The sequence below is a fragment of the Micromonospora sp. LH3U1 genome (assembly GCF_028475105.1).
GTDB lineage: Bacteria > Actinomycetota > Actinomycetes > Mycobacteriales > Micromonosporaceae > Micromonospora.
In genome coordinates, this window is the sequence record NZ_CP116936.1 from 3,362,182 (window position 1) to 3,384,405 (window position 22,224).

The 22,224-nt window shown below is 70.7% G+C and carries 23 protein-coding genes; 14 read left to right on the top strand and 9 right to left on the bottom strand.

The genetic code is table 11. The features are described 5' to 3' along the window. Position 1 precedes the first annotated feature (1 nt). The 4 genes from PCA76_RS15250 to PCA76_RS15265 all read left to right on the top strand — a co-directional run bounded on the left by PCA76_RS15250 (position 2) and on the right by PCA76_RS15265 (position 3,219). Positions 2-1,015 carry a MerR family transcriptional regulator gene (locus PCA76_RS15250; protein ID WP_272618791.1) on the top strand — a complete coding sequence of 338 codons (1,014 nt, stop codon included), beginning with the start codon at positions 2-4 and terminating at the stop codon, positions 1,013-1,015. A gap of 80 nt (positions 1,016-1,095) precedes the next feature. After that, positions 1,096-1,608, top strand: a complete 513-nt coding sequence (locus PCA76_RS15255; protein ID WP_272618793.1) for a hypothetical protein — start codon at positions 1,096-1,098, stop codon at positions 1,606-1,608. A 124-nt stretch (positions 1,609-1,732) separates the two neighbouring features. Beyond that, on the top strand, positions 1,733-2,572 hold the full coding sequence (locus PCA76_RS15260; RefSeq protein WP_272618795.1) for a helix-turn-helix domain-containing protein: 840 nt from the start codon (positions 1,733-1,735) through the stop codon (positions 2,570-2,572). A gap of 65 nt (positions 2,573-2,637) precedes the next feature. Beyond that, on the top strand, positions 2,638-3,219 hold the full coding sequence (locus PCA76_RS15265; protein ID WP_272618797.1) for a dihydrofolate reductase family protein: 582 nt from the start codon (positions 2,638-2,640) through the stop codon (positions 3,217-3,219). Positions 3,220-3,273: 54 nt separating this feature from the next. Here the strand turns inward: PCA76_RS15265 and PCA76_RS15270 are convergent, their stop codons facing one another. Beyond that, positions 3,274-4,293: a saccharopine dehydrogenase family protein gene (locus tag PCA76_RS15270; protein ID WP_272618800.1), complete on the bottom strand. Its 1,020-nt coding sequence runs from the start codon at positions 4,291-4,293 to the stop codon at positions 3,274-3,276. Between the two features lie 97 nt (positions 4,294-4,390). Here PCA76_RS15270 and PCA76_RS15275 point away from each other — a divergent pair, with 97 nt between their 5' ends. Further along, positions 4,391-5,329, top strand: a complete 939-nt coding sequence (locus tag PCA76_RS15275) for a helix-turn-helix domain-containing protein (protein ID WP_272618802.1) — start codon at positions 4,391-4,393, stop codon at positions 5,327-5,329. Positions 5,330-5,348: 19 nt separating this feature from the next. Here the strand turns inward: PCA76_RS15275 and PCA76_RS15280 are convergent, their stop codons facing one another. Both PCA76_RS15280 and PCA76_RS15285 read right to left on the bottom strand, forming a co-directional pair. Then, on the bottom strand, positions 5,349-6,167 hold the full coding sequence (locus PCA76_RS15280; RefSeq protein WP_272618804.1) for an alpha/beta fold hydrolase: 819 nt from the start codon (positions 6,165-6,167) through the stop codon (positions 5,349-5,351). Positions 6,168-6,194: 27 nt separating this feature from the next. After that, a complete protein-coding gene (locus PCA76_RS15285) occupies positions 6,195-6,860 on the bottom strand; it encodes a DUF4097 family beta strand repeat-containing protein (RefSeq protein WP_272618806.1) in 666 nt (221 codons plus the stop codon). Positions 6,861-7,099: 239 nt separating this feature from the next. Between PCA76_RS15285 and PCA76_RS15290 the strand changes: the two genes are divergently transcribed. Further along, positions 7,100-7,819, top strand: a complete 720-nt coding sequence (locus PCA76_RS15290; protein WP_272618808.1) for a helix-turn-helix domain-containing protein — start codon at positions 7,100-7,102, stop codon at positions 7,817-7,819. 18 nt (positions 7,820-7,837) lie between these two features. Here PCA76_RS15290 and PCA76_RS15295 read toward each other — a convergent pair whose 3' ends face one another. Next, the gene (locus tag PCA76_RS15295) at positions 7,838-9,880 is read right to left on the bottom strand and encodes an amylo-alpha-1,6-glucosidase (protein ID WP_272619392.1); all 2,043 of its coding nucleotides are present in this window, start codon (positions 9,878-9,880) and stop codon (positions 7,838-7,840) included. 12 nt (positions 9,881-9,892) lie between these two features. Then, the gene (locus PCA76_RS15300) at positions 9,893-10,255 is read right to left on the bottom strand and encodes an SCP2 sterol-binding domain-containing protein (RefSeq protein ID WP_272618810.1); all 363 of its coding nucleotides are present in this window, start codon (positions 10,253-10,255) and stop codon (positions 9,893-9,895) included. Between the two features lie 308 nt (positions 10,256-10,563). On the opposite strand from PCA76_RS15300, the gene PCA76_RS15305 reads away from it, so the two are divergent. The 3 genes from PCA76_RS15305 to PCA76_RS15315 all read left to right on the top strand — a co-directional run bounded on the left by PCA76_RS15305 (position 10,564) and on the right by PCA76_RS15315 (position 13,382). After that, on the top strand, positions 10,564-11,517 hold the full coding sequence (locus PCA76_RS15305) for an SRPBCC family protein (protein WP_272618812.1): 954 nt from the start codon (positions 10,564-10,566) through the stop codon (positions 11,515-11,517). Positions 11,518-11,544: 27 nt separating this feature from the next. After that, a complete protein-coding gene (locus PCA76_RS15310; RefSeq protein ID WP_272618814.1) occupies positions 11,545-12,717 on the top strand; it encodes a zinc-dependent alcohol dehydrogenase in 1,173 nt (390 codons plus the stop codon). 92 nt (positions 12,718-12,809) lie between these two features. Beyond that, positions 12,810-13,382, top strand: a complete 573-nt coding sequence (locus tag PCA76_RS15315; RefSeq protein WP_272618816.1) for a GNAT family N-acetyltransferase — start codon at positions 12,810-12,812, stop codon at positions 13,380-13,382. Here PCA76_RS15315 and PCA76_RS15320 read toward each other — a convergent pair. Then, entirely contained in the window at positions 13,379-14,398 is a 1,020-nt protein-coding gene (locus tag PCA76_RS15320; RefSeq protein ID WP_272618818.1) for a S66 peptidase family protein, read from the bottom strand. The genes PCA76_RS15315 and PCA76_RS15320 overlap by 4 nt on opposite strands. A gap of 366 nt (positions 14,399-14,764) precedes the next feature. Here PCA76_RS15320 and PCA76_RS15325 point away from each other — a divergent pair, with 366 nt between their 5' ends. After that, positions 14,765-15,151 carry a DUF2267 domain-containing protein gene (locus PCA76_RS15325; RefSeq protein WP_272618820.1) on the top strand — a complete coding sequence of 129 codons (387 nt, stop codon included), beginning with the start codon at positions 14,765-14,767 and terminating at the stop codon, positions 15,149-15,151. Positions 15,152-15,181: 30 nt separating this feature from the next. On the opposite strand, the gene PCA76_RS15330 is transcribed toward PCA76_RS15325, so the two are convergent. After that, positions 15,182-16,660 (bottom strand): glutamate--cysteine ligase, encoded by a 1,479-nt coding sequence (locus PCA76_RS15330; protein ID WP_272618822.1) that lies wholly within the window; start codon positions 16,658-16,660, stop codon positions 15,182-15,184. Between the two features lie 152 nt (positions 16,661-16,812). Here PCA76_RS15330 and PCA76_RS15335 point away from each other — a divergent pair, with 152 nt between their 5' ends. Then, entirely contained in the window at positions 16,813-17,151 is a 339-nt protein-coding gene (locus PCA76_RS15335; RefSeq protein WP_272619394.1) for a DUF3817 domain-containing protein, read from the top strand. A gap of 31 nt (positions 17,152-17,182) precedes the next feature. Here PCA76_RS15335 and PCA76_RS15340 read toward each other — a convergent pair whose 3' ends face one another. Beyond that, the gene (locus PCA76_RS15340) at positions 17,183-17,731 is read right to left on the bottom strand and encodes a hypothetical protein (protein WP_272619396.1); all 549 of its coding nucleotides are present in this window, start codon (positions 17,729-17,731) and stop codon (positions 17,183-17,185) included. Between the two features lie 142 nt (positions 17,732-17,873). Between PCA76_RS15340 and PCA76_RS15345 the strand changes: the two genes are divergently transcribed. The 3 genes from PCA76_RS15345 to PCA76_RS15355 are packed head-to-tail and all read left to right on the top strand — an operon-like array spanning position 17,874 to position 21,907. Then, positions 17,874-18,998 (top strand): baeRF2 domain-containing protein, encoded by a 1,125-nt coding sequence (locus tag PCA76_RS15345; RefSeq protein WP_272618824.1) that lies wholly within the window; start codon positions 17,874-17,876, stop codon positions 18,996-18,998. Next, entirely contained in the window at positions 18,991-20,745 is a 1,755-nt protein-coding gene (locus tag PCA76_RS15350) for a thiamine pyrophosphate-binding protein (protein ID WP_272618826.1), read from the top strand. The genes PCA76_RS15345 and PCA76_RS15350 overlap by 8 nt, the downstream gene beginning before the upstream one ends. Before the next feature lie 49 nt (positions 20,746-20,794). Continuing rightward, complete coding sequence (locus PCA76_RS15355; RefSeq protein ID WP_272618828.1) at positions 20,795-21,907, top strand: iron-containing redox enzyme family protein; 1,113 nt, start codon at positions 20,795-20,797, stop codon at positions 21,905-21,907. A 26-nt stretch (positions 21,908-21,933) separates the two neighbouring features. Here PCA76_RS15355 and PCA76_RS15360 read toward each other — a convergent pair whose 3' ends face one another. Next, the gene (locus PCA76_RS15360) at positions 21,934-22,164 is read right to left on the bottom strand and encodes a CDGSH iron-sulfur domain-containing protein (RefSeq protein ID WP_272618831.1); all 231 of its coding nucleotides are present in this window, start codon (positions 22,162-22,164) and stop codon (positions 21,934-21,936) included. Positions 22,165-22,224: the final 60 nt, after the last annotated feature.

The following is a 22,224-nucleotide window of genomic DNA, read 5'->3' on the forward strand; positions in this document are numbered from 1 at the left end:
GATGTTGATCGGTGATGTGGCGCGACGGTCCGGGGTCAGCGCCCGCATGCTCAGGCATTACGACTCGCTCGGTCTGGTCCGGCCAAGTGGTCGTACCGGCGCCGGCTATCGCGAGTACACCAACGAGGACATCCGGCTGATCTTCCATGTCGAGAGCCTGCGGTCATTGGGGCTGTCGCTGCGTGACGTCCGGCGCGCGCTCGATGATCCCGGCTTCACACCCGCCGAACTCGTCGACGACCTCATCCGTCAGACGCGGAAACGCATCGCGGGTGAGATGGAGTTGCTCACTCGACTCCGTCGGATCGGTGCCGCTGAACCCGACGACTGGGAGAACGTCCTCCAGGTCGTCGCACTCCTGCAGGCACTGGGGTCGGAGAGCGCGGGCAAGCGCCAGCGCGCGGCCCTGTCCGCGGTCGACGAGGTGCCGGTGCCAGTGGAGGCACTTGTCGACGCGGCGCTGAGCGAGACGGACCCGAACGTCGCCGGAGCCCTTCGATGGGCTCTGGCGCAATCGGGTGACAGCGGATTGGTGCTGTTGGCGGAGGGCCTCGGGTCACCAGAAGCAGAGGTACGCAAGCGTGCCGTCCAGTCCGTCGCCGAGATCCCCCATGGAGCGGCGACCGACGTGCTGCGGGCCGCCCTCGCGAACTCCGACATGGTGGTCTCCAGGTATGCGGCTCTGGCGCTCGGGGCACGTCGGGTGGCGGACGCGGTTCCGGCACTGATCGAGATGGTCGTCGGGGAGGCGAACGATGCCGATGCCGCCGATGCGTTGAGCGTGCTGGCGACTGATCCCGCGTTGGCGGATCAGATCGCGACCAGACTCATCGACCGCCTCGCCCACGGCACCGCTGAGTCGTCTGGGCGTCGACGGCTGACAGAGGCCCTGGCGGACATCCCGGGGAGCACGGCCGCACGCGCCCTCGTGGACCTGTCACAGGACGATGACCGTGCCGTCGCGCTGACGGCCACATCCATCCTCAAGCTGCGCAACGCGGAGTCTCCACCGTGATGTGACACTGGAGCGTTTCGTCTCAGGGACTGCGGCGTACGAATTGATCATCGCCGAGACATCGGCTAACGTGCGCGTCCGTGAACCGCTCTCGAATTGCCACCGCACTGCTGATCCTTGCCGCCACGACGGCTCTCACCGCCTGCGGTGACGGAGATACGGCGACGACCGCCGGATCCACGCCTTCCACCCCCACGTCCGCCGCCGCAACCTCAGCGGCCGCCTCCCCGACCGCCGCGCCGGCCTCGTCAGCCGCGACGGGCGCCACCAGCGACAAGAAGCTCTGCGAGTCGGTGAAGAAGGCCAGCGACGAGATGAAGGCGGAGGCCCTGAAGGCCGCCATGGCTGGTGGTGAGCCGTCGGCCGCGGATTTCAAGAAGATCCTGACGGAGCTGGAACAGAAGATGACCACGGCGGCCTCGACCGGCGGTGACAGCAAGGTGGCGGCCGCCCTGAAGGAGTTCGGCGCCCAGGCGTCCAAGGCCGCAGCGGCGGCGGACCCGGCAACCGCTGCCGACAACCCGGCCTTCGAGAAGGCCGGCAACGACGTCACCGCCGCGTGCAAGGCGGCCGGGACCAACGTGATTCTCTGACCATAGTGGTCTATCAATCGTCGGACGGCCCCACGCCCTGAGCGTGGGGCCGTCCGACGATCTACGTGCAGGAGCGGACCATCCCGGCGCGCGATGCCGGCGGCGCGTCGGCGATGCTGTGGGCGTGGAGTACGTGTCCAGAGTGCCGCGACCGCCGCTGGACGGGCTGATCGACGACCTCTACTACCTGAAGGGTGCGCCGCCGTACGCCCGGCTGACGCTGCCGGCAAGTCCGGCGGCGTTGCTCATCGTCAACCTCGGGGCCCCGTTCCGCATCCGCGCCGGCACCGACATCGAGACGGCCGAGTACGCCGACGGCTGCGTGGTCACCACGCCCACCCGCGCGTTCGAGTTCGGCTACCCACTCCGGACCCGGTCCGTCGGCGTGCACTTCAAGCCGTGGGGGCCGGCGCCGTTCTTGCCGATGCCCGCGGCCGAGCTGTGTGACCGGCCGGTGACGTTAGAGCAGGTTTGGGGCCGGCCCGCCGTTGCTGAGCTGCGAGACCGGCTGGCCACGGCGGACGGACCGCACGAGATGCTGACGCTGCTCGAGGAGGAGCTGATGCGACGGCTGTGCGAGACCGCCGGCCTGGGACTGGTCCGCCATACGAGCCGCATCATCGCTGCGACCAGCGGGGCGGTGACTGTCGACGACCTGCGGGTTTCAGCCGGTGTCAGCAGCACTCATCTGGCACAGCGGTTCAAGGAGCTCATCGGCGTCACGCCGAAGCGGCTGGCCCGCTCCTACCGCTTCACCGTCACCGTGCTCGCGATCAACCCCGCCGGACCGATCGACTGGGGCGACCTCGCCGGTGGCGCAGGCTACTTCGACCAGGCCCACTTCGGCCACGAGTTCCGGGCGTTCACCGGGCTCACGCCGACCCGGTACGTCGAAGTCCGGCGGCGGTTCCTGCGCGAACATCCCGGCCACGTGCTGGACGGCTGGCCGCTGCCGGCCGATTGATTTCTTACAAGAGCGACAGCTCACCACACGCTAATTTGGGGGCATCCCAAAGCAGAGGAGAGCCCGTGGGCAAGGTGGTCATGTACAGCTCGGTGTCGGTAGACGGCTTCATCGCAGACGAGAATGACCAGCCCGGACCGCTGTTCGACTGGTTGTCCAGCGGTGACGTCCCGTTGGACGAGAGCGGCGAGGTGAAGGTGTCGCAGACCTCCTACGACTACACCCGGCCGTACTGGGACCAGATCGGGGTGACAATCTGCGGCCGCCACGTCTTCGACCTGACGGACGGCTGGGACGGAAAGCCTCCGAGCGGGATCGACCACGTGGTCGTCGTGACGCACCGGCCGCAGCCCGAGGGCTGGGACCCCGAGGCGCCGTTTCACTTCGTCGACGGCGTCGAGGCAGCCGTGGCCAAGGCGCAGGAGCTCGCGGGTGACCGCATGGTCGAGGTCGCCGCTGGCGACGTCGGTGGCCAGGTGCTTGCCGCGGGCCTGGTCGACGAGGTGCGCATGGACGTCGTACCCGTCGTGTTCGGGTCCGGCAAGCGCTACTTCGGGTCGGTCCGCGCGCAGCACCTGTTGGAGGATCCTGACGTGGTGATTCAGGGCAACCGGGTGCTTCACCTGCGCTATCGGGTGCGCCGTTGACCGATCTGAGCGGGTACTCGAAGAGGTTGATTTCTCCGGCCACTGTCGTCGACCTCACCCGCCAACAAGTTCGACCGAGATGGACGGCGACAGCGCGCGGAGGAAGTCGAGCGCGTCGAAGATCTTGCCGGCGGAGGCGACGCCACTCGTCCTCGTCTGACCGGTGAGAATGCGGCGGACCGCCTCGACCGCCAGGGGCGCGCTGATGGCGTAGATGTCCTGGCCGCTGGCGACGACGCGTCGCTGCGTGTCGCCGGAGCGCACGATGACGTCGACCGTGAACGTCTGCGCGGACCGGCCGAGCGCGTCGACCGCGACCGGTTCGTTCCCGGCGGCCAGGCCCGTGGCGGCGTCGGCGGTCATGTACGTACGTACCTCGGGGATGACCAGGTGGCTGGGGACGGTGACGACGTCGGCCATGGTGAACTCGCCGAGGACGCTGCGGCGGCCCAGCGGCTCGGGAAAATCCCAGTCCATCCTCGGCAGGTCGTGCTCGTCGACGTAGTACTCGAGCCGGCCACCGGTGTAGCGGACCCGGCGACCCGCGCGCCGCTCGCGCGAGACGGTGCCGGCGGCGAGGGTCCCGGCCGTGGGGTGCCAGCTGCTCAATCCGTACGCGATGTGCGCCTCGTCCGCCGACGTCCAGTCGCCCATCGCCGCCGTCACCAGCAGATCGCCGAGCCCGCCGAAGAAGGCCATCGCCGGGACCACCGCGACGCTCGCGGTCCGGGCGCGTTCGGCGAAGTGCGCGAACGTGTCGACGTTGGCCTCGATCTCGGCCGCCACATCCACGTACGGGATCCCGGCCCGCAGGGCAGCCTCGATCACCGGGGCGGCGGTCGAGGCGAACGGGCCGGCGCAGTTGATGACCGCGTCCGCGCCCGTCAACGCCCGGTCGAGCGAGGCGGGATCGTCGACCGACGTCACCCGGTATTCGAACGACTCCGCCAGCGCCCGGAGCTTGCCCTCATCACGACCGAGGAGGAGTGGAACGAACCCGCGTTCCCGCAGCTCCGTCACCACGAACCGTCCGGTGTGTCCGTACGCCCCGAACACTGCCACGCTCTGACTCATCGGTAAGTTCCCCTCAGAAGATCGACTACGAGGAGCCTCGCAGCGGCGGTCGCCGTCGACGAGTGTCGGGAACGCCATACCCCGTACAGTTTCGGACATGACCACCATCGCGATCGCCGCCACCGACGGGATGCTGCACTTCGAGGTGGCCATGGCCTGCGAGGTCTTCGTCCGCGACCCCTCCGGTCTGGCACACCCGTGGTACGACGTCGTGGTCTGCGGCCCAGGCCCGGCCCGGATCGGCCGCTTCCTGATGGAGCCGGACGACGGGTTGGACCGCCTCGCCCACGCCGACACCGTGATCATCCCCGCCGTGGAGGACGTCGACGCGGACATACCCTCCGACCTGCTCGACGCCGTCCGTGCGGCCCACGCGGCGGGCGCCCGGATGGTCTCGCTGTGCACCGGTGCGTTCGTGCTGGCCGCTGCCGGGGTGCTGGACGGGTTGCGCGCCACCACCCACTGGGCCCACACCGAGGCGCTGGCCGTCCGCTACCCCCGGGTGCGGGTCGACCCGGATGTGCTCTACGTCGACAACGGCACCGTGCTCGCGTCCGCCGGCAAAGCCGCCGCTATCGACCTGTGCCTGCACCTGATCCGCCGCGACCACGGCTCGACGGTCGCCAACGCCGTCGCTCGCCGCCTGGTCGTGCCGCCGCATCGGGCCGGCGGCCAGGCCCAGTTCGTCACCACTCCGGTGCCCGCCCGCGACGACCACCCGCTCGCCACCCTGTTTCCCTGGGCGATGCAACGGCTGGACCAGCCGCTGACCGTGGAGGACCTGGCCCGCCAGGCGAACATGAGCTCACGCAACCTGGCCCGCCACTTCAGGTCCGCAACCGGCACCACCCCACTGCAATGGCTGTCGACGCAGCGGATCCGTCGCGCCCAGGAGTTGCTGGAGAACAGCGACGACAGCATCGACGTCATCGCCGAGGCGGCCGGCATGGGCACCGCCACGACGCTGCGCCGGCACTTCCACCGCACCGTCGGTGTGCCTCCGGACGCCTACCGGCGCACCTTCCGCAGCGCCTGACGGCACCGCCCCGACCCGGTCAGCCCGGCCGCTCGGCCGAACGGGCGACCTCGCGTACGGCCTCGGCGACGGCCGGGAAGTCCTTCTTGAGGATCGCACCGTGGTTGCTGGCGACCTTCGCGCCGATCTGGATGTTCGGGTTGCGGGCGGTCACCGCATCGAGGCTGGTGCGGATCTGTTCCTGCTCATCACCGCGGCTTCCCAGGGACGTCCCCGAAGCGACCACGTACCGCACCGGGACGGTGATGTCGTCGAGCACGGGGCCCAGTTCCCGCTCGCGGGAGAGCCTGCCGCGCTCGATGTTGCTCTCGGCCTGCTGTTCGGCGCTCATCCGCGGTGCCAGGCCCGTCGGGCGCAGCAGCGGCATGAACCAGCTCATCCGCCGGAACAGCTTCCGGATCCGCTGCTCCATGGCCTCGTCGAGCCAGTCGGACGGGAACGCGCCGTCGACCAGGACGGTGCCCAGGGCGCGATCCGGATTCCGGCTGGCCCAGTGCGCCGCGACAACCGCGCCGTAGGACCAGCCCACCACCAGCGCCCGATCCACACCGCGGGCCGCGAGAACAGCATCGACGTCCCGGACCGCGGCCTCGAAGGAATAGTCCGCCGAACGCTGCGACTTCCTGCCGCGAGCCCGCTCGTCGTAGGTGAGGTGCCGCCACCCCGTTCCCAGGTCGGCGATGACCCGCCGCCAGTACCCCTGGGTGGCGAACTGGCCATTGAGGTAGACCACCGGGACACCGGGACCGCCGGTGTCGGTGACGGCCAGGGCGGTGTCGTCGACCGACACCATGCCGGTCCACGTCGAACTGATGGGGGCGGTGCTGTTCTTCGTCACGGGTTTCACTCCTGATCGCGCTGGGCTTCAGAGACTGCGGGCGGTGATGTCGCCGTGGGAGGTGGTGGCGTGGATGTCGAGTGCGGCGGTGCCGTCGTTCTTGAGGGCGTTGCTGATGCGGCCGTGGCCGGTCCCGGCGTCCAGGGCGGCCGAGACGCCGGCGACGGCGGCGATCGAGATATCACCGGACTGGGTGCGGAGCACCACCGTGCCGCGCACGGCCTCGGTGATCCGGATGTCGCCCCTCGCGGTGCTGATCTCCGCGGGGCCGTTGAGCCGGCCGACCTCGACGTCGCCGTCGATCGCGACGAGGCGGACGCTCGCGGCCTCGTCGATCTTGATCTGGCGGTACGCGCCGTCGAAGGCGACGTCGCCGAGGCGTCCGACGCCGCGGAGCTCCGCGCTGGCGGCCTTGGCGTCGATGCGGGAGTCCGCGGGCAGCTGGATGGTGACCGCCAGGGATCCGGAGGGACCGATGAGCGGGTTGCGGGGGGTCGAGGCCGTGATCCGCAGGACGCCGTCGGCGTAGGTGACGGTGGTCTGCTCGGCGGCCTTGGTGTCGCGACTCTTGGAGGGGTCGACGGGCAGGACCTCGACGGTGGTGTCGGCGCGGTCCGCGGCGATGATCTGGACGCGTCCGGCGGGGATGTCCAGGACGACGGAGATCGGGGTGGGGGTGTCGAACTTCTGCATCGTGCTCTCCCGTGCTCGTTCACTGTTTCCGACATTGGAAACGCTACGTTGCTTTCCATGGACCGGCAACATGCCCGTTGCGCTTTAAAGCCATATTCCCAGGCCAGGATAGCTAAAGTGTTGCAACGAGTCGCGGGGTAATGCAACGATGGCGAGTCTGACCATTGCAATGGGCGAGAGGTTAACGCTATGGTGGGCGGGATCAGAGACCGCAACGAAGGACCACCGAGGAGATCGCGATGCCGGGAGGCAGGCTTACCCAGCAGGAACGCCAGCAGATCGCGCTGGGGCTGGCCGACAGCCTCCCCTACGCCGAGATCGCCCGGCGTCTCGACCGTCCTACCTCGACGGTCACCCGGGAGGTGATGCGCAACGGCGGCCCCACCGCCTACCGCGCCGACCTGGCCCACCGCGCCACCGAACGCCGCGCCCACCGGCGCGGGCCCGCCTCATCCGCACGGGCGGCCGCAGTTCCGCAGACGCACGGACGCGACGCGGAGGCCGTGGCCGAGTACGAGGAGGCGTTCACCACCGTCCTCATGGCGTCCGGCCTCACCAAGATGGCGGCCCGAGTGTTGACCTGCCTGTTCACCACCGACGCGGGCAGCCTCACCGCGTCCCAGCTCGCCCAGCGTCTCCAGGTCAGCCCGGCGTCCATCTCGAAGGCGATAACCTTCCTGGAGGGCCAGAGCCTCGTCCGCCGAGAACGCGACGAACGCCGTCGCGACCGCTACCTCGTGGACGACGAACTCTTCTACCAGGCGACGATCGCCAGCGCCCGAGCCAACGACCAGCTCGTCGAAACCGCACGCCAGGGCGTCGCCATCCTCGGCCCCCACACCCCCGCCGCCGCCCGCCTGGAGAACATCGCCCGCTTCCTCGACTTCATCAGCGAGAGCATCACCCGCGCCGCCGAACAGGCCCGCGACGTCCTCCGCACCAGACCCGAAACAACCTGAGGTGACACTGCCCCGAGGCTATGGCTGGTCGGGGCGACGGCGGGCGAACGCGTCGACCTTGCCCCAGCGGCCGGGGATGTCCAGGAGCGCGATCCGCCCGAACGCGGACGGCAGCGCCGGGTCGACGGCCAGGTGGTCCTCGTGCGGATCGATGCCGAGCATGGTGCGGATGAGCAGCATGGACGCCCCGCTGGACCACGCCTGCGGGCTACCCGCGGTCGGGTACCGGACCGGAAACCGGGTGGTGTCGCGGTCGAACCCACCGAAGGCCTCGGGCAGCCGACCCTGGAAGTAGGTGGCGGCGGAGAGGATGCCCTCGGCGATGCGGCCCGCCGCACTGCTGAACCCGTAACGGCGCAGACCCCACGCGATGAACGAGTTGTCGAACGGCCAGACCGTGCCGTTGTGATAGCCGAGTGGGTTGTAACGGCCCTGCCCCTCGGCGAGGGTCCGCACCCCCCAGCCGGAGAAGAGCGCCGGACCCATCAGGTGTTCGGCGACCCGCGAGGCCCGCTCCGGCGGCACGATGCCGCTCCACAGCAGGTGCCCGATGTTGGAAGACAAGCTGTCGACCGGGGTGCCGTCGTGGTCGAGCGCGAGGGCGTAGTAGCCGCGGTCCTCAAGCCAGAAGTCCCGGTTGAAGCGGTCGTACAGCGCCGCCGCCTCACGCTCCAGCCGGTCGGCGAAGTCGGGGTCACCCCAGACCGTACGGGCCAGCCGTGCTCCTCGGATCTTGGCGTCGTAGGCGTACCCCTGGGTTTCGCAGGTGGCCCTCGGAAAGCCCGGCAACCTGCCGTCGGCGTAGGAGATGCTGTCCCAGGAGTCCTTCCAGCACTGGTTGTCCAAACCGGTGGCGCGGTTGCGTCTCTCGTACCAGATGTAGCCGGTGGAGTTCAGGTCCGCGTACAGGTCGATCCACGCCAGGGCCGCGCGAGCATCCTGCTCCAACTCGGTCACCAGCGCCGTGTCGCCGCTCCACCGCTCGTACTCGTCGAGCAGCACCACGAACAGCGGTGAGGCGTCCACGGTGCCGTAGTAGGGGGAGTGCGGCTGTTCCTCGAACGCGGCCGACTCCCCGTAGCGCAGCTCGTGCAGGATCCGGCCGGGGTCCTCCTCCAGCACGTCGTCGTGCCGGGCGCCCTGAAGCGAGGCGAGGATCCGCAGTGTCGGTGGGGTCAACGACGGTGTGACGGGCAGGGTCTGTAGGCAGGTCAGCAGGCTGTCGCGGCCGAACAGGGTCATGAACCAGGGCAGCCCGGCCGCGGGCACGGTCGCGCCGCCGAGCGAGAGCGGGGCGAAGCGCAGCGCCGCCAGGTCCACCAGACTGCGGTCGTACACCTGCTGGAGGGAGACGCTGTCGGTGTCCAGTGTCGGGGCCGCCGCGACCCAGGCCCGCACGCTCTCGGGCAGGGTGGAGTCGTCCGGCCGTTGGGCCCGGAGGGCGGCGCGCAGGTCGACGCCGTCCGGACGCAGCGCCCGCATGGCGGCCTGCAACCGCGTCGACCACTGCTCCCCGGGGCGAAGCCGGACCGCGAACCGCAGGCCGTTCGGGTCGACCTCGGCGGGCTCACTCGCCGACACCACAACCTCACGTCGGTACGTGCCGCGCCGGTAGCCCAGGGTCAACTCGTTCGGGCCGACCTGGGTGTAGTAACTGCCGGCCTTGTCACCGATGTCGAACTTGATCTCAAAGATGTCGGCGAAGTCGGCTGCCATCTCCAGCCGTACGTCGAGCTCCTTGTCCCCCTCACCGTAATTGAAGATCGTCAGTGACTCGGTGAGGTCCGGGCCGATCCGCCTCCGCCGGATGGCCGACACGTCAGCCTGCACGTAGTCGACCGCCCCGCCCGGCACCACGAAGAACGTCACCTCGTAGTACTGGCTGTCGTCCACCGACAGCGCGGTCATGCGTTCGCCGTTGACGGTGAGCATCCAGCGGGACAGGAAGCGTGTGTCGGCGGCGAACAGCCCGACCGGAGTGCCGGGGGACGACTCCACATCGCCACTGGCGTCGGACACGATGAACGTGTTCCCATCGATACACGCGACGGTGCCCGGGATGTCCCTCATCAGTTACCTGTCGCCATCCGGGTTGCCGCGCTGAGAGGGCTCGGGCGCTCGCGGGAACAGCCGCCCGATCCGCAACGCCAGGCCGAGGTCACCGTCGACCAGGATCTCCCCACGGGTGATCGCCGCCAGGCCGTTCACCTCACCGCGTGCCATCGCGTCCGCGACCTGCGCGGACACCCTGATGACAGTCGTGGCGGGACCGGCGCTCCGCGTCACCCGCATCCGGCCGTGATCGATGTTCAGGAGCCACTGCTCCAGGTGGCCCCCGTCCCGAATGTCGAATCGCACGCTCCCACACACCTTGTTGAACCGCGGATCCTGGCCGGCAATCGTCAACCGCTCGAAGAAGGAACTGGTCGCCGTCATCCCACCTCCCCGGCCGCTGGTAGAAGCGGATGTCGGCTACCCCGTGCGGGTCACTGTTAACTCCGGGCGACGCGGCTCGTCCAGGGGCGTGCGGGCGCGCGGCTCGGTCGGGTGGTCGAGCAGGCCGGTCAGGAAGGCCGCGCCCCGGTCGCCTGGACGGAGGTCGACGCGTCGCCGATCGTGCTGCTCGCATCGGACGTTCTACCGCGAAGCGGGCGCACACGCCACACATACCGCATAGCGTCACGGGGGCGGCACCGCCGCTCCGCCGGCCCGCCGGCGGTCACGCCGACCGGACGGGACCGGACATGGACCGCGTCGACACTGTGCTCCTGCCGGAGTTGGACGGGCCGGTGCCGGCGACGCTGCCGAGCACGCTGGGCCTGCTGAGCCTGGCCCTGGGCGTCGGTGCCCTGGTCGCGCCCGGACCCCTCGCGCGACTGATCGGGGTGGACGACTCCGCAGCGGCGCGGGCGGTGATCCCGGCCGTCGGCGTACGGGAGTTGGGCAGCGCCGCCGGCCTGATCAGCGGCCGTGGCCCGGCCGGCTGGGCCTGGAGCCGGGTGGTCGGCGACGCCATGGATCTGACCCTGCTCGGCCGTGCCCTGGCGGACCGCAGTGGTGAACGGCGCCGCCGGTTGACACTGACCACCGCCGCGATCGCCGGCATCGCCGCCGTCGACGTGCTCGCCGCCGTACGGATCGGGCGTGCCCGGCGGGCCCGTGCCCGGTTGATCCGGATGGAGATCGCGGTGACGGTGAACCGTTCGCCCGCCGAGGCGTACCGGTTCTGGCGGGACATGGAGAACCTTCCCCGGTTCATGGCGCACCTGGAGTCGGTGCGCGCCGACGACCTGCGCCGTTCGCACTGGATCGCCCGAGGCCCGGCCGGTCACCGCGTCGAGTGGGACGCCGAGATCATCGACGACCAGCCGAACCGGTCGATCACCTGGCGTTCGCTGCCGGGGACCCGGGTGCCCAACGCCGGGCGGGTGCGGTTCGTGCCCGCCCCCGGTGACCGGGGCACCGAGGTTCGGGTGGAGTTGCGCTACGCACCGCCGGCCGGCGCGCTCGGCCGGGTGGTGGCGAAGCTCTTCGGTGAGGAACCCGAGCAGCAGGTCCGTGACGACCTGCGCCGGTTCAAGCAGGTGCTGGAGACGGGCGAGGTGGTCCGCTCCGAGGGCAGCCCCAACGGCATCTCCGTACGCCAACAGGCCATGCAACGTCCCGCCCAGCCGCTGCCGCCGTCCCGCCGCCGCTGACCGCCCGAGCTCCGAAAGGGACCGAGAATGAAAGCCACCGCCTGGATGGGCACCAACAGCGTCAAGGTGATCGACGTACCCGATCCGAAGATCATGAACGCACGGGACGCGATCGTCCGGATCAGCACCACCGCGATCTGCGGCTCCGACCTGCACCTCTACCACGGCTTCATCCCCGCCATGCGCAAGGGCGACATCCTCGGCCACGAGTTCATGGGCGAGGTGGTCGAGGTTGGCCCGCAGGTCCGCAACCTCAAACCCGGCGACCGGGTGGTGGTGCCCTTCCCGATCGCCTGTGGGCACTGCTCGTCCTGCCAACGCGGCCTCTACTCGGTCTGCGAGAACTCCAACCCGAACGCCGGCATCGCCGAGAAGATCATGGGGCACTCGCCGGCCGGCATCTTCGGCTACTCCCACCTGCTCGGCGGCTACGCGGGCGGTCAGGCCGAGTACGCCCGGGTGCCGTTCGCCGACGTCGGCCCGCTCAAGGTGCCCGACGAGATTCCCGACGACCAGGCGGTCATGCTCGCCGACGTGTTCCCGACCGGCTACATGGGCGCCGAGATGTGCGACATCAAACCCGGGCAGGTGATCGCGGTCTGGGGCGCCGGTCCGGTGGGGCTGCTCGCCGCCGCCAGCGCCCGGCTGCTCGGCGCGGAGCGCGTGATCGTCATCGACCGGTTCGCGTACCGGCTGCGGCTGGCCGAGGAGCACATCGGCGCCGAGACGATCAACTACGAGCAGGCTGACGTGCTGGACACGCTCAACGAGATGACCGCCGGCCGGGGGCCGGACGCGTGCATCGACGCGGTCGGCCTGGAAGGCCACCACGGCAACGCCGCCATGTACGCGTACGACCGGGCGAAGCAGGCCACGCGGACCGAGACGGAACGGCCGTTCGCCCTGCGCCAGGCCATCCTGGCCTGCCGCTCGGGAGGGGTGGTCTCGGTCGTCGGCGCGTACGGCGGTTTCGTCGACAAGTTCCCCATGGGCGCGTTCATGAACCGGTCGCTGGTCATGCGGACCGGTCAGTGCCACGTCCAGCGCTACACCCGGCCGCTGCTGGAGCGGATCCAGCGCGGCGAGATCGACCCGAGCTTCATCGTCAGCCACCGGATGCCGCTGCGCGACGCCCCGAAGGGCTACAAGATCTTCCAGAAGAAGCAGGACGACTGTACGAAGGTGCTGCTCACGGTCTGAGGTGGCCGACTCGGTTTTCCTGAAGTCGGGGTGTCCGGGTCGACGTGACACCCCGGTTTCGCCAAGCCCGAGCGATAGCTAGCGTCTCGGGGATGGACAGTGGCGGTGGTGCGGCGGGGGCCGTGCGGGGCGAGCCCAGCGTCCGGCTGCGCCCGGTCGGGGAGCCCGACCTGGCGATGTTCCGGCGGTTCTGCACCGAGCCGGGCCTGATCGGGCTGGACTGGGTTGGCTTCAAGGACGCTGGGGCGCCGGCGCGGCGGTTCGCCGTCGACGGCTACCTCGGCGAGGACGACGGGCGGCTCGTCGTGGAGGTCGAGCAGGAGCATGCCGCCGGCATCGTCAGCTACACCGCTGGGCGGTACGCCGGACGGGCGTCGTACTGGGAGATCGGCATCGTCCTGCTGCCGCAGTGGCGGGGGAGGGGCATCGGCTGGCGCGCGCAGGCGTTGCTCTGCGACTACCTTTTTCACCACAGCCCGGCGCAGCGCGTCCAGGCCGGTACGCACCCGGAGAACGTCGCCGAGCAACGGGCGCTGGAGAAGGCCGGTTTCCAGCTCGAGGGCGTCGTACGGGCCAGCGAGTTTCGGGCTGGCCAGTGGCGCGACGGCTACCTGTACAGCCGGTTGCGCGACGACCCGTCCCCCTGGGACCCGACGCCGCACTAGCGTGGGCGGACTCCCGGTTCCACCGTCAAGGTCCCTGCCGCGGCGTCGATCGTGGCGCTTGAGCCCAGCGGCACGGTGAGCTGCCCGTCGCCATGCCCCAGCCGTAGCCCGCCCAGGACCGGCACGCCAAGGTCGTACAGGCGGTCCTTCAGCACCGCCGCCGCGTCCCACTCACCCGGCTCAGCGACACTGTTGGTGATCTGGCCGATGACCACCCCGGCGACCCTGGACAGCACGCCCACCCGGCGCAGCTCGGTCAGCATGCTGTCGATGCTGTACGGAGCCTCGTCCACGTCCTCGAAGAACAGGATCGCGCCGTCGAACCTCGGGGAGTCCTCCGCACCGAGCGAGGTGGAGATCAGCGTCAGGCAGCCGCCGAGCAGGGGCCCCGATGCCCGCCCCGGCACCAGCACGGACGCGGCTGTCTCGGCCGGGTCCCGGGAGATCGTGAGGGGTGCGGTGGTCATCACCGCCCTGCGAAGCGCCTCGGCAGACTCGGGGCCGGTGCGGTCGTCACTCCAGTTGACCATGGGGCCGTAGAAGGTGACCAGGCCGGTGTCGCGCCAGAGCTTGCCGTGGATGCTGGTGATGTCGCTGAAGCCGACGACCACCCGGGGGTCCCGGCGCAGAACGGAAACGTCGATCTGATCGACGATCCGCTGCGTGCCGTAACCGCCGCGGGCGGCGAAGACGGCACGGATTCCCGGGTCGGTGAGCGCGGCGTTCAGGTCGGCCAGCCGCTGCGCGTCGGTGCCGGCCAGGTAGCCGTACCTGGTGAAGACGTGCCTGCCCAGCTCGACCTCCAGGCCCCAACTGCGCAGGATCTCGATGCCGCGGGCCATGTTCGTGGGGTCGGGCGTGCTGCCGGGCGACACGACCCGGACGCGGTCACCGGGTGCCAGCGCCGGTGCCCGCAGGACGCGCTTGGCGCCGCCCGGCGCGGCCTGCGCGGGCGCGGCCTCCGCCGAGCCGACGAGCACCGCGCCACCGGCCGCCGCCGCTCCCATCCGCAGCATGTGTCGACGGGACAGGGGCACCCGCGCGGACCCATGGGTCGGGGCTGGGTCTGTTCCAGAAGTGGCCACGGGCGTCCCCTCATCGTGATCAGACGATGTGCGAGCTGTCACAGCCTACGACAATCATCGATGTCAAGCGGGGTCCACAAGGGACTCAGCCCGCTCTGGCGGGCTTCCAGCACGGCGCGACCTGGCTCAGCTGGCAACCCCACGCCTGGTTCGCGCCGGCTTGTGCGGCCACGCCCGCCGATGGCGTGAACGTCCGAGTCCGCGCGTGACCCGTTTGTCGGCAGGGAGCGTGGGAACTCGCCCCGTTCGTCCGCAGGCAGGCCTGACGGCATGTCGAGGAGACCGAAGGAGCGGAGCATGGAGTACGAGCAGATGATCGCCACGGTACGACAGCGCGCTGGCCTCGGTGAGAATGAGGCCGTGCGGTCCGTCCAGGCCGTCCTGTCGGTGCTCGGTGAACGGCTCGCCGGACGGGAGGCCGACAACCTGGCGGCACAGCTACCGGAGCGGTTGAGCGGGTCCGTCACTCGCAATCCGGAGGGCCGCCGGTGGGATGTTGGCGAATTCCTGAAGAACGTCGGGGACCGCGAGCAGGTCGCGAACGCCGACCAGGTGCGTCAACACGCCCAGGCGGTGCTGCGTACCGTCGCCGAGGCGCTCGATGACGACGAGCGACACGACCTGCTCGCCCAGCTTCCCGGCGGCATCATCGATCTCTTCGGTGTTCCCACCCCGCGAGGCTGAGCCCCGTGCGGATCGGGCCACCCGGGGCGCTCACGGGATGGGCCACTCGTGCACCGGCCGGTTGCTGTGCATCAGGTCCACGTAGTGGCGGACCACCTCGCGCAGCGCCTCCGGCCGGTCCAGGTGGTCGGCGGACTCCAACCGGTGCAGCGTCTCCACCTGCCAGGTCGCGCCGTTACGGCTGGTCAGGCAACGCTGCTCGATGATGCCGAGCAGCCGGTCGCGTTCGGCCGGGTCGAGCCCCCACCGGTCCAGGCCGTGATGCGCCATCGGCAGCAACCGGCGCAGCACCAACTCGGTCACCGGCAGGTAACCGAGGCCGGGCCAGAAGACCTGCGCGTCGATGCCGTGCCGGGCGCAGTTGGTGAAGTTTTCCTCGGCGGCGCTGAACGACATCTGCGACCACAGTGGTCGGTCCGACTCGGCGAGGGCACGGACCAGCCCGAAGTAGAAGGCGCCGTTGGCGATGGTGTCCAGCACGGTCGGGCCGGCGGGCAGCACCCGGTTCTCCACCCGTAGGTGCGGCCGGCCGCGCGACACGTCGTACACCGGGCGGTTCCACCGGTAGACCGTGCCGTTGTGCAGGCGCAACTCGGCGAGATTGGGCACCTCGCCGGCCGCGAGGGCCTGCGTCGGGTCTTCCGGGTCGCAGACCGGCAGCAACGCCGGGAAGTAGCGCACGTTCTCCTCGAACAGGTCGAACACACTGGTGATCCAACGTTCGCCGAACCAGACCCTGGGGCGTACCCCCTGGGCTTTGATCTCTTCGGATCGGGTGTCGGTGGCCTGCTGGAACAGCGGGATGCGGGTCTCGCGCCACAGCTCCCGGCCGAAGAACAGCGGCGAGTTCGCGCCGACCGCAACCTGGATGCCGGCGACCGCCTGGGCGGCGTTCCAGTAGTCGGCGAACTGGGCCGGGCTGACCTGCACATGGAACTGGGTGCTGGTGCAGGCCGCCTCCGGGGTGATCGTGTCGGCGGTGACCGCCAACCGTTCCACGCCGCTGATGGCGATCGGCAGGTCCTCACCGCGGGCCGCGAAGATCTGCTCGTTGAGCAGCTTGTAGCGAGGGTTGGCCGAGAGCGTCTCGGCGGTCAGATGCTCCGGGCGCAGCGTCGGCAGGATGCCGATCATGACCATGTGCGCGCCGATCGCCCGCGCCTTCACCTCGGCGGCGTTGAGGCTGGCCCGCACGTACTCCTCGAAGTCGGCGGTGCCGGTGCCGGTCAGTCGGCGTGGCGGCACGTTGATCTCGATGTTGAACTGGCCCAGCTCGGTCTGGAAACTCGGGTCGGAGATCGCCGCCAGCACGTCGGCGTTGCGCATCGCCGGATTCGACGCCTCGTCGACCAGATTCAGCTCGATCTCCACGCCGGTCATCGGCCGGTCCACGTCGAAGCGCGACTCGCGCAGCATCTCGGCGAAGACATCCAGGCAGCGTCGGACCTTGTCGCGATAGCGGGCGCGATCCTCTCGACTGAAGGTTCGTACGCCGACGTCCTCGCCCATGGTCACCACCCTGTCACCGCTGGTCCCCCTAACCTCGCACGTGATCGGCGGGCGGGGAAGACCCGATGCTCCTTTCCTACCCAGTTGCCCGCCCTGATAGCCCGGCCAGCCCGCCCCGATACCATTGCGGCCCGAGAGGTGGTGGCGTGCGAATGCGCGAGAAGGTGACCCGGCTGTTCGTCGCGGCGGCGATCGCCGAGGCCTGCTCCTGGCTGGCCCTGCTGGTCGGCATGCTGGTCAAGTACGGCCCGACCGACAACGAGCTGGGCGTCAAGATCTTCGGCCCGATCCACGGCGGCCTGTTCGTCGCGTACGGCCTGCTGGTGCTGGCCGTGGCCCGCCTGCACCGGTGGAGCCTGCCGGTCACCGTGGTGGCGTTGGCCTGCGCCGTGCCGCCGTTCGCCACCCTGATCTTCGAGCGTTGGGCCCGCCGCCGGGGCATGCTCGACACCGCCGGCCGGCCGACCCGCGAGCCCGCCCCGGTCGGCTGAGCGCCGACCGGGAAGAGCCCGGACGCTCAGATCAGGTCAGCGCGGAGCAGGCCGTGATGCCGGCGAGCAACACCAGGCCCAGCATGGCCTGCAACAACAGCGGCGGCCCGAGGTGCGACCAGAGCGTCGCGGTACGCGGGGTCAGCAGCTGCCCGGTGGTGAGGTTGACGATCCGCTCGATCCGGGGTGGCAGCTCCGGGTCGCGTTGTGGGCGCAGGGTGAGCTGCACCTGGTCCGCCGGGTGCAGGGCGCTCTGCGGCAGGTGACCGTGCAGCTCCACCTCGCAGAGCTGACCGGCGGTGTTGCGCAGTCGCACCGGGGTGACCAGGTATTCCGGGCCCTGCTTCAGCTCCTTCCAGCGTCGGCGGGTGCCGCCACCGCCGAAGGAGAAGAGCGCGCGTAGCAGCAGAGCGGGTAGCCGGGCGATCGCCGCCGCGGCGAGCACCGCCACCAGCACCGGCTGACCGATGCGCACCTCACGGGTGTAGCCGTCAAGCAGGCGGATCAGGCGCCCCGTGACGATTCGTTCCGTCGGGTGCACGATCCGTCGGATATCGAGTCCGCTGTCCATCCCCACCACCGAGAGTCCGCTTGTGTTCACTGATCGTAGCGATGTCCTCGGTTGAACGACGTGAATGAAACCTGGTCACGGGCTCACGGCCGCGAGGTGACATCCCGGGCGACCCGGGTAAGCGGGGGGCCGAGCTGGAAAGGGGTCGAGCATGCAGCTGTCCTTCCTGCGCCCGCTCTACGACCGTCCCGGGCCGTGGTGCTCGGTGTATCTGGATGCCTCCGCGGATACGGAGGATGCCAAACCAGCGCTGGACCTGCGCTGGCGTGCCCTGGAACGGCGCCTCGCCGAACAGGGGGCCGACGAGGCGAGCATCGCCGCGCTGGACCGGGTGATCCGTGGCCACGACCCGATGGTCGGCGACTACGGTCTGGCGGTCTTCGCCAGTCACGGCCGGGTGGTGCTCTCCGAGTACCTGTCCGCGCCACCACTGCGCGATCTGGCCAGTTACGGTCCACTTCCGCACGTGATGCCGCTCCTCGCCCAGCGCGGCGAACAGGTGGCCTGGGTGCGGGTGCTGGCCGACCGGACCGGCGCGGACGCGATCGCGATCAGCGCCGGTGGGGTCCCCCGGAAGGCGCACGTCGTCGGTGGGGAGACCTTCCCGTTGCGCCGTCCGCAGCCCGGCGGCTGGTCCCAGGACATCTACCAGAGGGCCGCCATGGAGGCGTGGCACCGCAACGCCGGCGATGTCACCGCCGCGACCGTGGAGCTGGCCGAGAAGGTAGGCGCTGAGGTCGTGGTCGTCGCCGGCGATATTCGGGCCACCGGGATGATCGCCGCCCAGATGCCGGCGCGCTGGCAGGACCTGATGGTCCGCACCGATGCGGGCTCACGGGCCGGCGGCGCCGACCAGACGATGCTGGACGACCTCACCGTGCAGACCATCGCGGAGGTCGCCGACCAGCGGATCGCCGCCGCCCTGGACAAGTTCGGCGTGCAGGAGGACGTGGGCGGCGGTCTCGACGCGGTCGTCTCGGCCCTGCAACGCAACCAGGTCGACACGATGATCATCGTGGATGATCCGTCGGCCAACGGTGAGTTGTGGATCGGCTCCGAGCCCACCGAGATCGCCGTCGACCCCGGCCAGTTGTCCGCGATGTCGGTGGCCGACCCGCAGCGGGTACGCGCCGACGCGGCGCTGATCCGGGCGCTCGTCGGCACCGACGCGGCGCTGACCGTGCTGGGCCCGGACGAGGCACCCGAACTCACCGACGGTGTCGGAGCGGTGCTGCGCTACGTCGACCCCGGCACACCGGGGCGCGGCAATGGCTGAGCGACGTGTCGCGGACGTCGTGGTGGAGCGGCTCCTGGCCTGGCGGGTGCCCCGCGCCTTCGGGTACCCGGGCGAGGCGATCGCCCCGCTGGTCGACGCGTTGCACCGGACCGGCGGTGAGCCGGCGTTCATCCCGGCCCGGCATGAGGAGACCGCCTCGTTCATGGCCACCGGGCACGCCAAGTTCACCGGCGGCATCGGGGTCTGCCTCGCCACCCAGGGGCCCAGCGCCGTCCAGCTGCTCAACGGCCTCTACGACGCCAAGCTGGACAGCAAGCCGGTGGTGGCGATCGTCGGGGAAGACATCTCCGGGCCGCTCGGCGGCGCGCACCAGGAGATCGGGCTGAGCCGGCTCTTCGGCGACGTGTGCAACCAGTTCGTCCAGTACGGCCGCAGCCCCGAGGACGTGGGTGCGCTGCTGGACCAGGCGTTCCGTACGGCGGCGGCCACCCGCAGCCCGACCTGTGTCGTGCTGCCCCGGCAGTTGCAGGAGGCCCTGGTGCCCGACCTGCAGACGTACGCCTCCGGGGTGATCTCCGCGACGCCCGGTGAGCCGCTGGCCCGGGTGCTGCCCCACGAGGTGGACCTCGACGCCGCCGCGCAGCTGCTCAGCGGCGGTCAGCGCACCGCGATCCTGGTGGGGCAGGGCGGTCGGGACGCGGCCGCCGAGATCATCGAGATGGCCGACCGGCTCGGCGCCGGGGTGGCCACCTCACTGCTGGGCAAGCCGGTGCTCGACGAGCGGCTGCCGTTTCACACCGGGGTGCTCGGCGAGGTCGGCACCCCGGCCGCGGCCGAGCTGATGGGCGGCTGCGACACGCTGCTGATGGTCGGCACCAACGACCCGTGGACCGACTACTTCCCGATGCCCGAGCAGGCCCGCACGGTGCAGATCGACATCGACGGCCGCCGGATCGGCAGCCGCTACCCGGCCGACGTGCCGCTGGTCGGTGACGCCGCCGAGACGCTGCGGGCGCTGCTGACCCGCGTGCGTGGTCGGCCCGAGCAGCGGTGGCGCGCCACCGTGGAGAGCTCCGTGGACCGGTGGCGGGAGGTCGCCGCCGACCGGGCCGCCGCGCCCGCCGACCCGGTCAACCCGCAGCTCGTACTCCAGGAGCTGTCCGCCCGGATGCCGGGCACCGGCGCGGTCGCGGTCGACGTCGGCTCGGTCCTCTACTGGTACGCCCGGCACCTCACCCTGCCACCCGGGGTGAACGCGCAACTGTGCGGCACCCTCGGCTCGATGGGCTGCGCACTGCCGTACGCGGTGGCCGCCAAGCTCGCCGCCCCGGACCAACCGGTGATCGCGCTGGTCGGTGACGGGGCGATGCAGCTCAACGGGCTCGCCGAGCTGATCACCGTGTCGCACCACTGGCAGAAGTGGCGGGACCCTCGGCTGGTGGTGCTGGTGCTCAACAACCGGGACCAGAACGGCATGGGTGGCGGGCGGGAGTCGTCGGCCGACCCGACACACCGCCGCCCCGACGTGCCGTACGCCGGTTGGGCCCGGCTGCTCGGGCTGCACGGTGTGCGGGTGGACCGCCCGGAGCTGGTCGGCGCGGCCTGGGACGAGGCGCTGGCCGCCGACCGTCCCTGCGTACTGGAGGCCGTTGTCGACCCGGCGGTGTCGCTGGCGCCGCCGGAGCCGGCGTTCGCCGACCTGCGGGGCCTGTACGCCGACGGTGCCCCCGCCCGGAAGGTCCGGGAGCAGGTGGAGGCTACCGCGAGCGCCGAAGATCTCGTTTAGCTGCTGTGGGCCAGGGCATCAGTAGCGGCCCGACGACGCTGGAGGTCCCATGTCCGAGCCCGCTGATCGCCGCTACGGCCCCGCGACGCTGCCGCGGCCGCGCGGCCCGCTCTCGGCGGCCGTCATCGAGGCTCTGCGGCGCCCGCCGCACGACCTGCCGATCGGTCTCGGCGTCGACCTGGACCCGGCGGACCCGATCCTCGACGAGGACCTCCAGCTGACGCTCTTCCTCTGCTACGAGCTGCACTACCGGGGTTGGCACGGGGTGGACGAGTCGTGGGAGTGGCAGCCGACGCTGCTCGCGCTGCGAGCCCACGCCGAACGGGCCTTCGAGGCGGCGCTGCGTCGGCTGGTCGGCTCGCCGCCGGTGCCCGCCGCCGGGGTGGCGGCCGGCCTGGCCGAGCTCGTCGCGGCCGACAACGGGCCGCCGCTGGCTGCGACGCTGCAGCGTCGCGCCGACCTCACCCAGTTCCGCGAGTTCGTCACCCACCGGTCCGTGTACCACCTGCGCGAGGCGGACCCGCACAGCTGGGCGCTGCCCCGCCTCGGTGGCCCGGCGAAGGCCGCGCTCGTCGAGATCCAGACCGACGAGTACGGCAACGGCCGGCTGGACCGGATGCACGCCGAGCTGTTCCGGTGCACCCTCGACCGGCTGGGCCTGGACATCGCGTACGCCGCCCACCTGGACGTGGTGCCCGCGGTGACCCTGGCGACCAACAACCTGATGTCGCTGTTCGGGCTGCACCGGCGGCTGCGCGGCGCGCTGCTCGGGCACCTGGCCGCGTTCGAGATGACCTCCTCGCTGCCGAACCGTCGTTACGGCAACGGGCTGCGTCGGCTCGGCTTCGACGAGGTGGGCACCCGCTTCTACGACGAGCACGTCGAGGCCGACGCGGTGCACGAGCAGATCGCCGCCCACGACATGTGCGGCGGCCTGGTCCGCGTCGAACCAGCCCTCGCGCCCGACGTGCTCTTCGGCGCGGCGGCCGGGCTCGCGGTGGACCGGTTGTTCGCCGCGCACCTGCTGGACAGTTGGGCCGCCGGCCGCAGCTCACTGCGCTCACCCGCCGCACGGACCCTGCCGTCGCACGTGCTGCCGACCATCCCGCTCGTCGCGACGGCGTCCGCCATGGCACCGCCGGCCGAACCCGTCGTCGCCTGACCCGAGCCAGCCCTCGCCTGACCGGGTCAGCCCTCGCGGGCGGTGCCCGCGCGGAAGTCGACCACCTTGTGGGTGCCGTCGCAGAACGGCTTGAGCGCCGACTTGCCGCACCGACAGAGCGCCACCGTGCCCCGCCGCGCGTCAATGCGCTCGCCGTCCGGGGTGACCAGTTCGAAGTCGCCGCGGACCAGCAGCGGTCCGTCCTCGTACGGGGTGATCGTGGCGGCGGCTGGCTCGCTGGTGTCGTCGGTGCGCATGGCCCCGGAAGTGCCCGCCCTGGCCCGGGCGAAACCCCGAGCGACCGAACGCCGGTGATG

Coding starts and splice junctions, on each gene's coding strand:
- PCA76_RS15355 (WP_272618828.1), top strand. CDS start 20,795: ATGTCCGAGCCCGCTGATCGCCGCTACGGCCCCGCGACGCTGCCGCGG.
- PCA76_RS15315 (WP_272618816.1), top strand. CDS start 12,810: ATGGACAGTGGCGGTGGTGCGGCGGGGGCCGTGCGGGGCGAGCCCAGC.
- PCA76_RS15285 (WP_272618806.1), bottom strand. CDS start 6,860: ATGCAGAAGTTCGACACCCCCACCCCGATCTCCGTCGTCCTGGACATC.
- PCA76_RS15330 (WP_272618822.1), bottom strand. CDS start 16,660: ATGGGCGAGGACGTCGGCGTACGAACCTTCAGTCGAGAGGATCGCGCC.
- PCA76_RS15305 (WP_272618812.1), top strand. CDS start 10,564: ATGGACCGCGTCGACACTGTGCTCCTGCCGGAGTTGGACGGGCCGGTG.
- PCA76_RS15300 (WP_272618810.1), bottom strand. CDS start 10,255: ATGACGGCGACCAGTTCCTTCTTCGAGCGGTTGACGATTGCCGGCCAG.
- PCA76_RS15320 (WP_272618818.1), bottom strand. CDS start 14,398: ATGCTGCGGATGGGAGCGGCGGCGGCCGGTGGCGCGGTGCTCGTCGGC.
- PCA76_RS15310 (WP_272618814.1), top strand. CDS start 11,545: ATGAAAGCCACCGCCTGGATGGGCACCAACAGCGTCAAGGTGATCGAC.
- PCA76_RS15360 (WP_272618831.1), bottom strand. CDS start 22,164: ATGCGCACCGACGACACCAGCGAGCCAGCCGCCGCCACGATCACCCCG.
- PCA76_RS15270 (WP_272618800.1), bottom strand. CDS start 4,293: ATGAGTCAGAGCGTGGCAGTGTTCGGGGCGTACGGACACACCGGACGG.
- PCA76_RS15345 (WP_272618824.1), top strand. CDS start 17,874: ATGCAGCTGTCCTTCCTGCGCCCGCTCTACGACCGTCCCGGGCCGTGG.
- PCA76_RS15325 (WP_272618820.1), top strand. CDS start 14,765: ATGGAGTACGAGCAGATGATCGCCACGGTACGACAGCGCGCTGGCCTC.
- PCA76_RS15290 (WP_272618808.1), top strand. CDS start 7,100: ATGCCGGGAGGCAGGCTTACCCAGCAGGAACGCCAGCAGATCGCGCTG.
- PCA76_RS15350 (WP_272618826.1), top strand. CDS start 18,991: ATGGCTGAGCGACGTGTCGCGGACGTCGTGGTGGAGCGGCTCCTGGCC.
- PCA76_RS15275 (WP_272618802.1), top strand. CDS start 4,391: ATGACCACCATCGCGATCGCCGCCACCGACGGGATGCTGCACTTCGAG.
- PCA76_RS15335 (WP_272619394.1), top strand. CDS start 16,813: ATGCGCGAGAAGGTGACCCGGCTGTTCGTCGCGGCGGCGATCGCCGAG.
- PCA76_RS15250 (WP_272618791.1), top strand. CDS start 2: ATGTTGATCGGTGATGTGGCGCGACGGTCCGGGGTCAGCGCCCGCATG.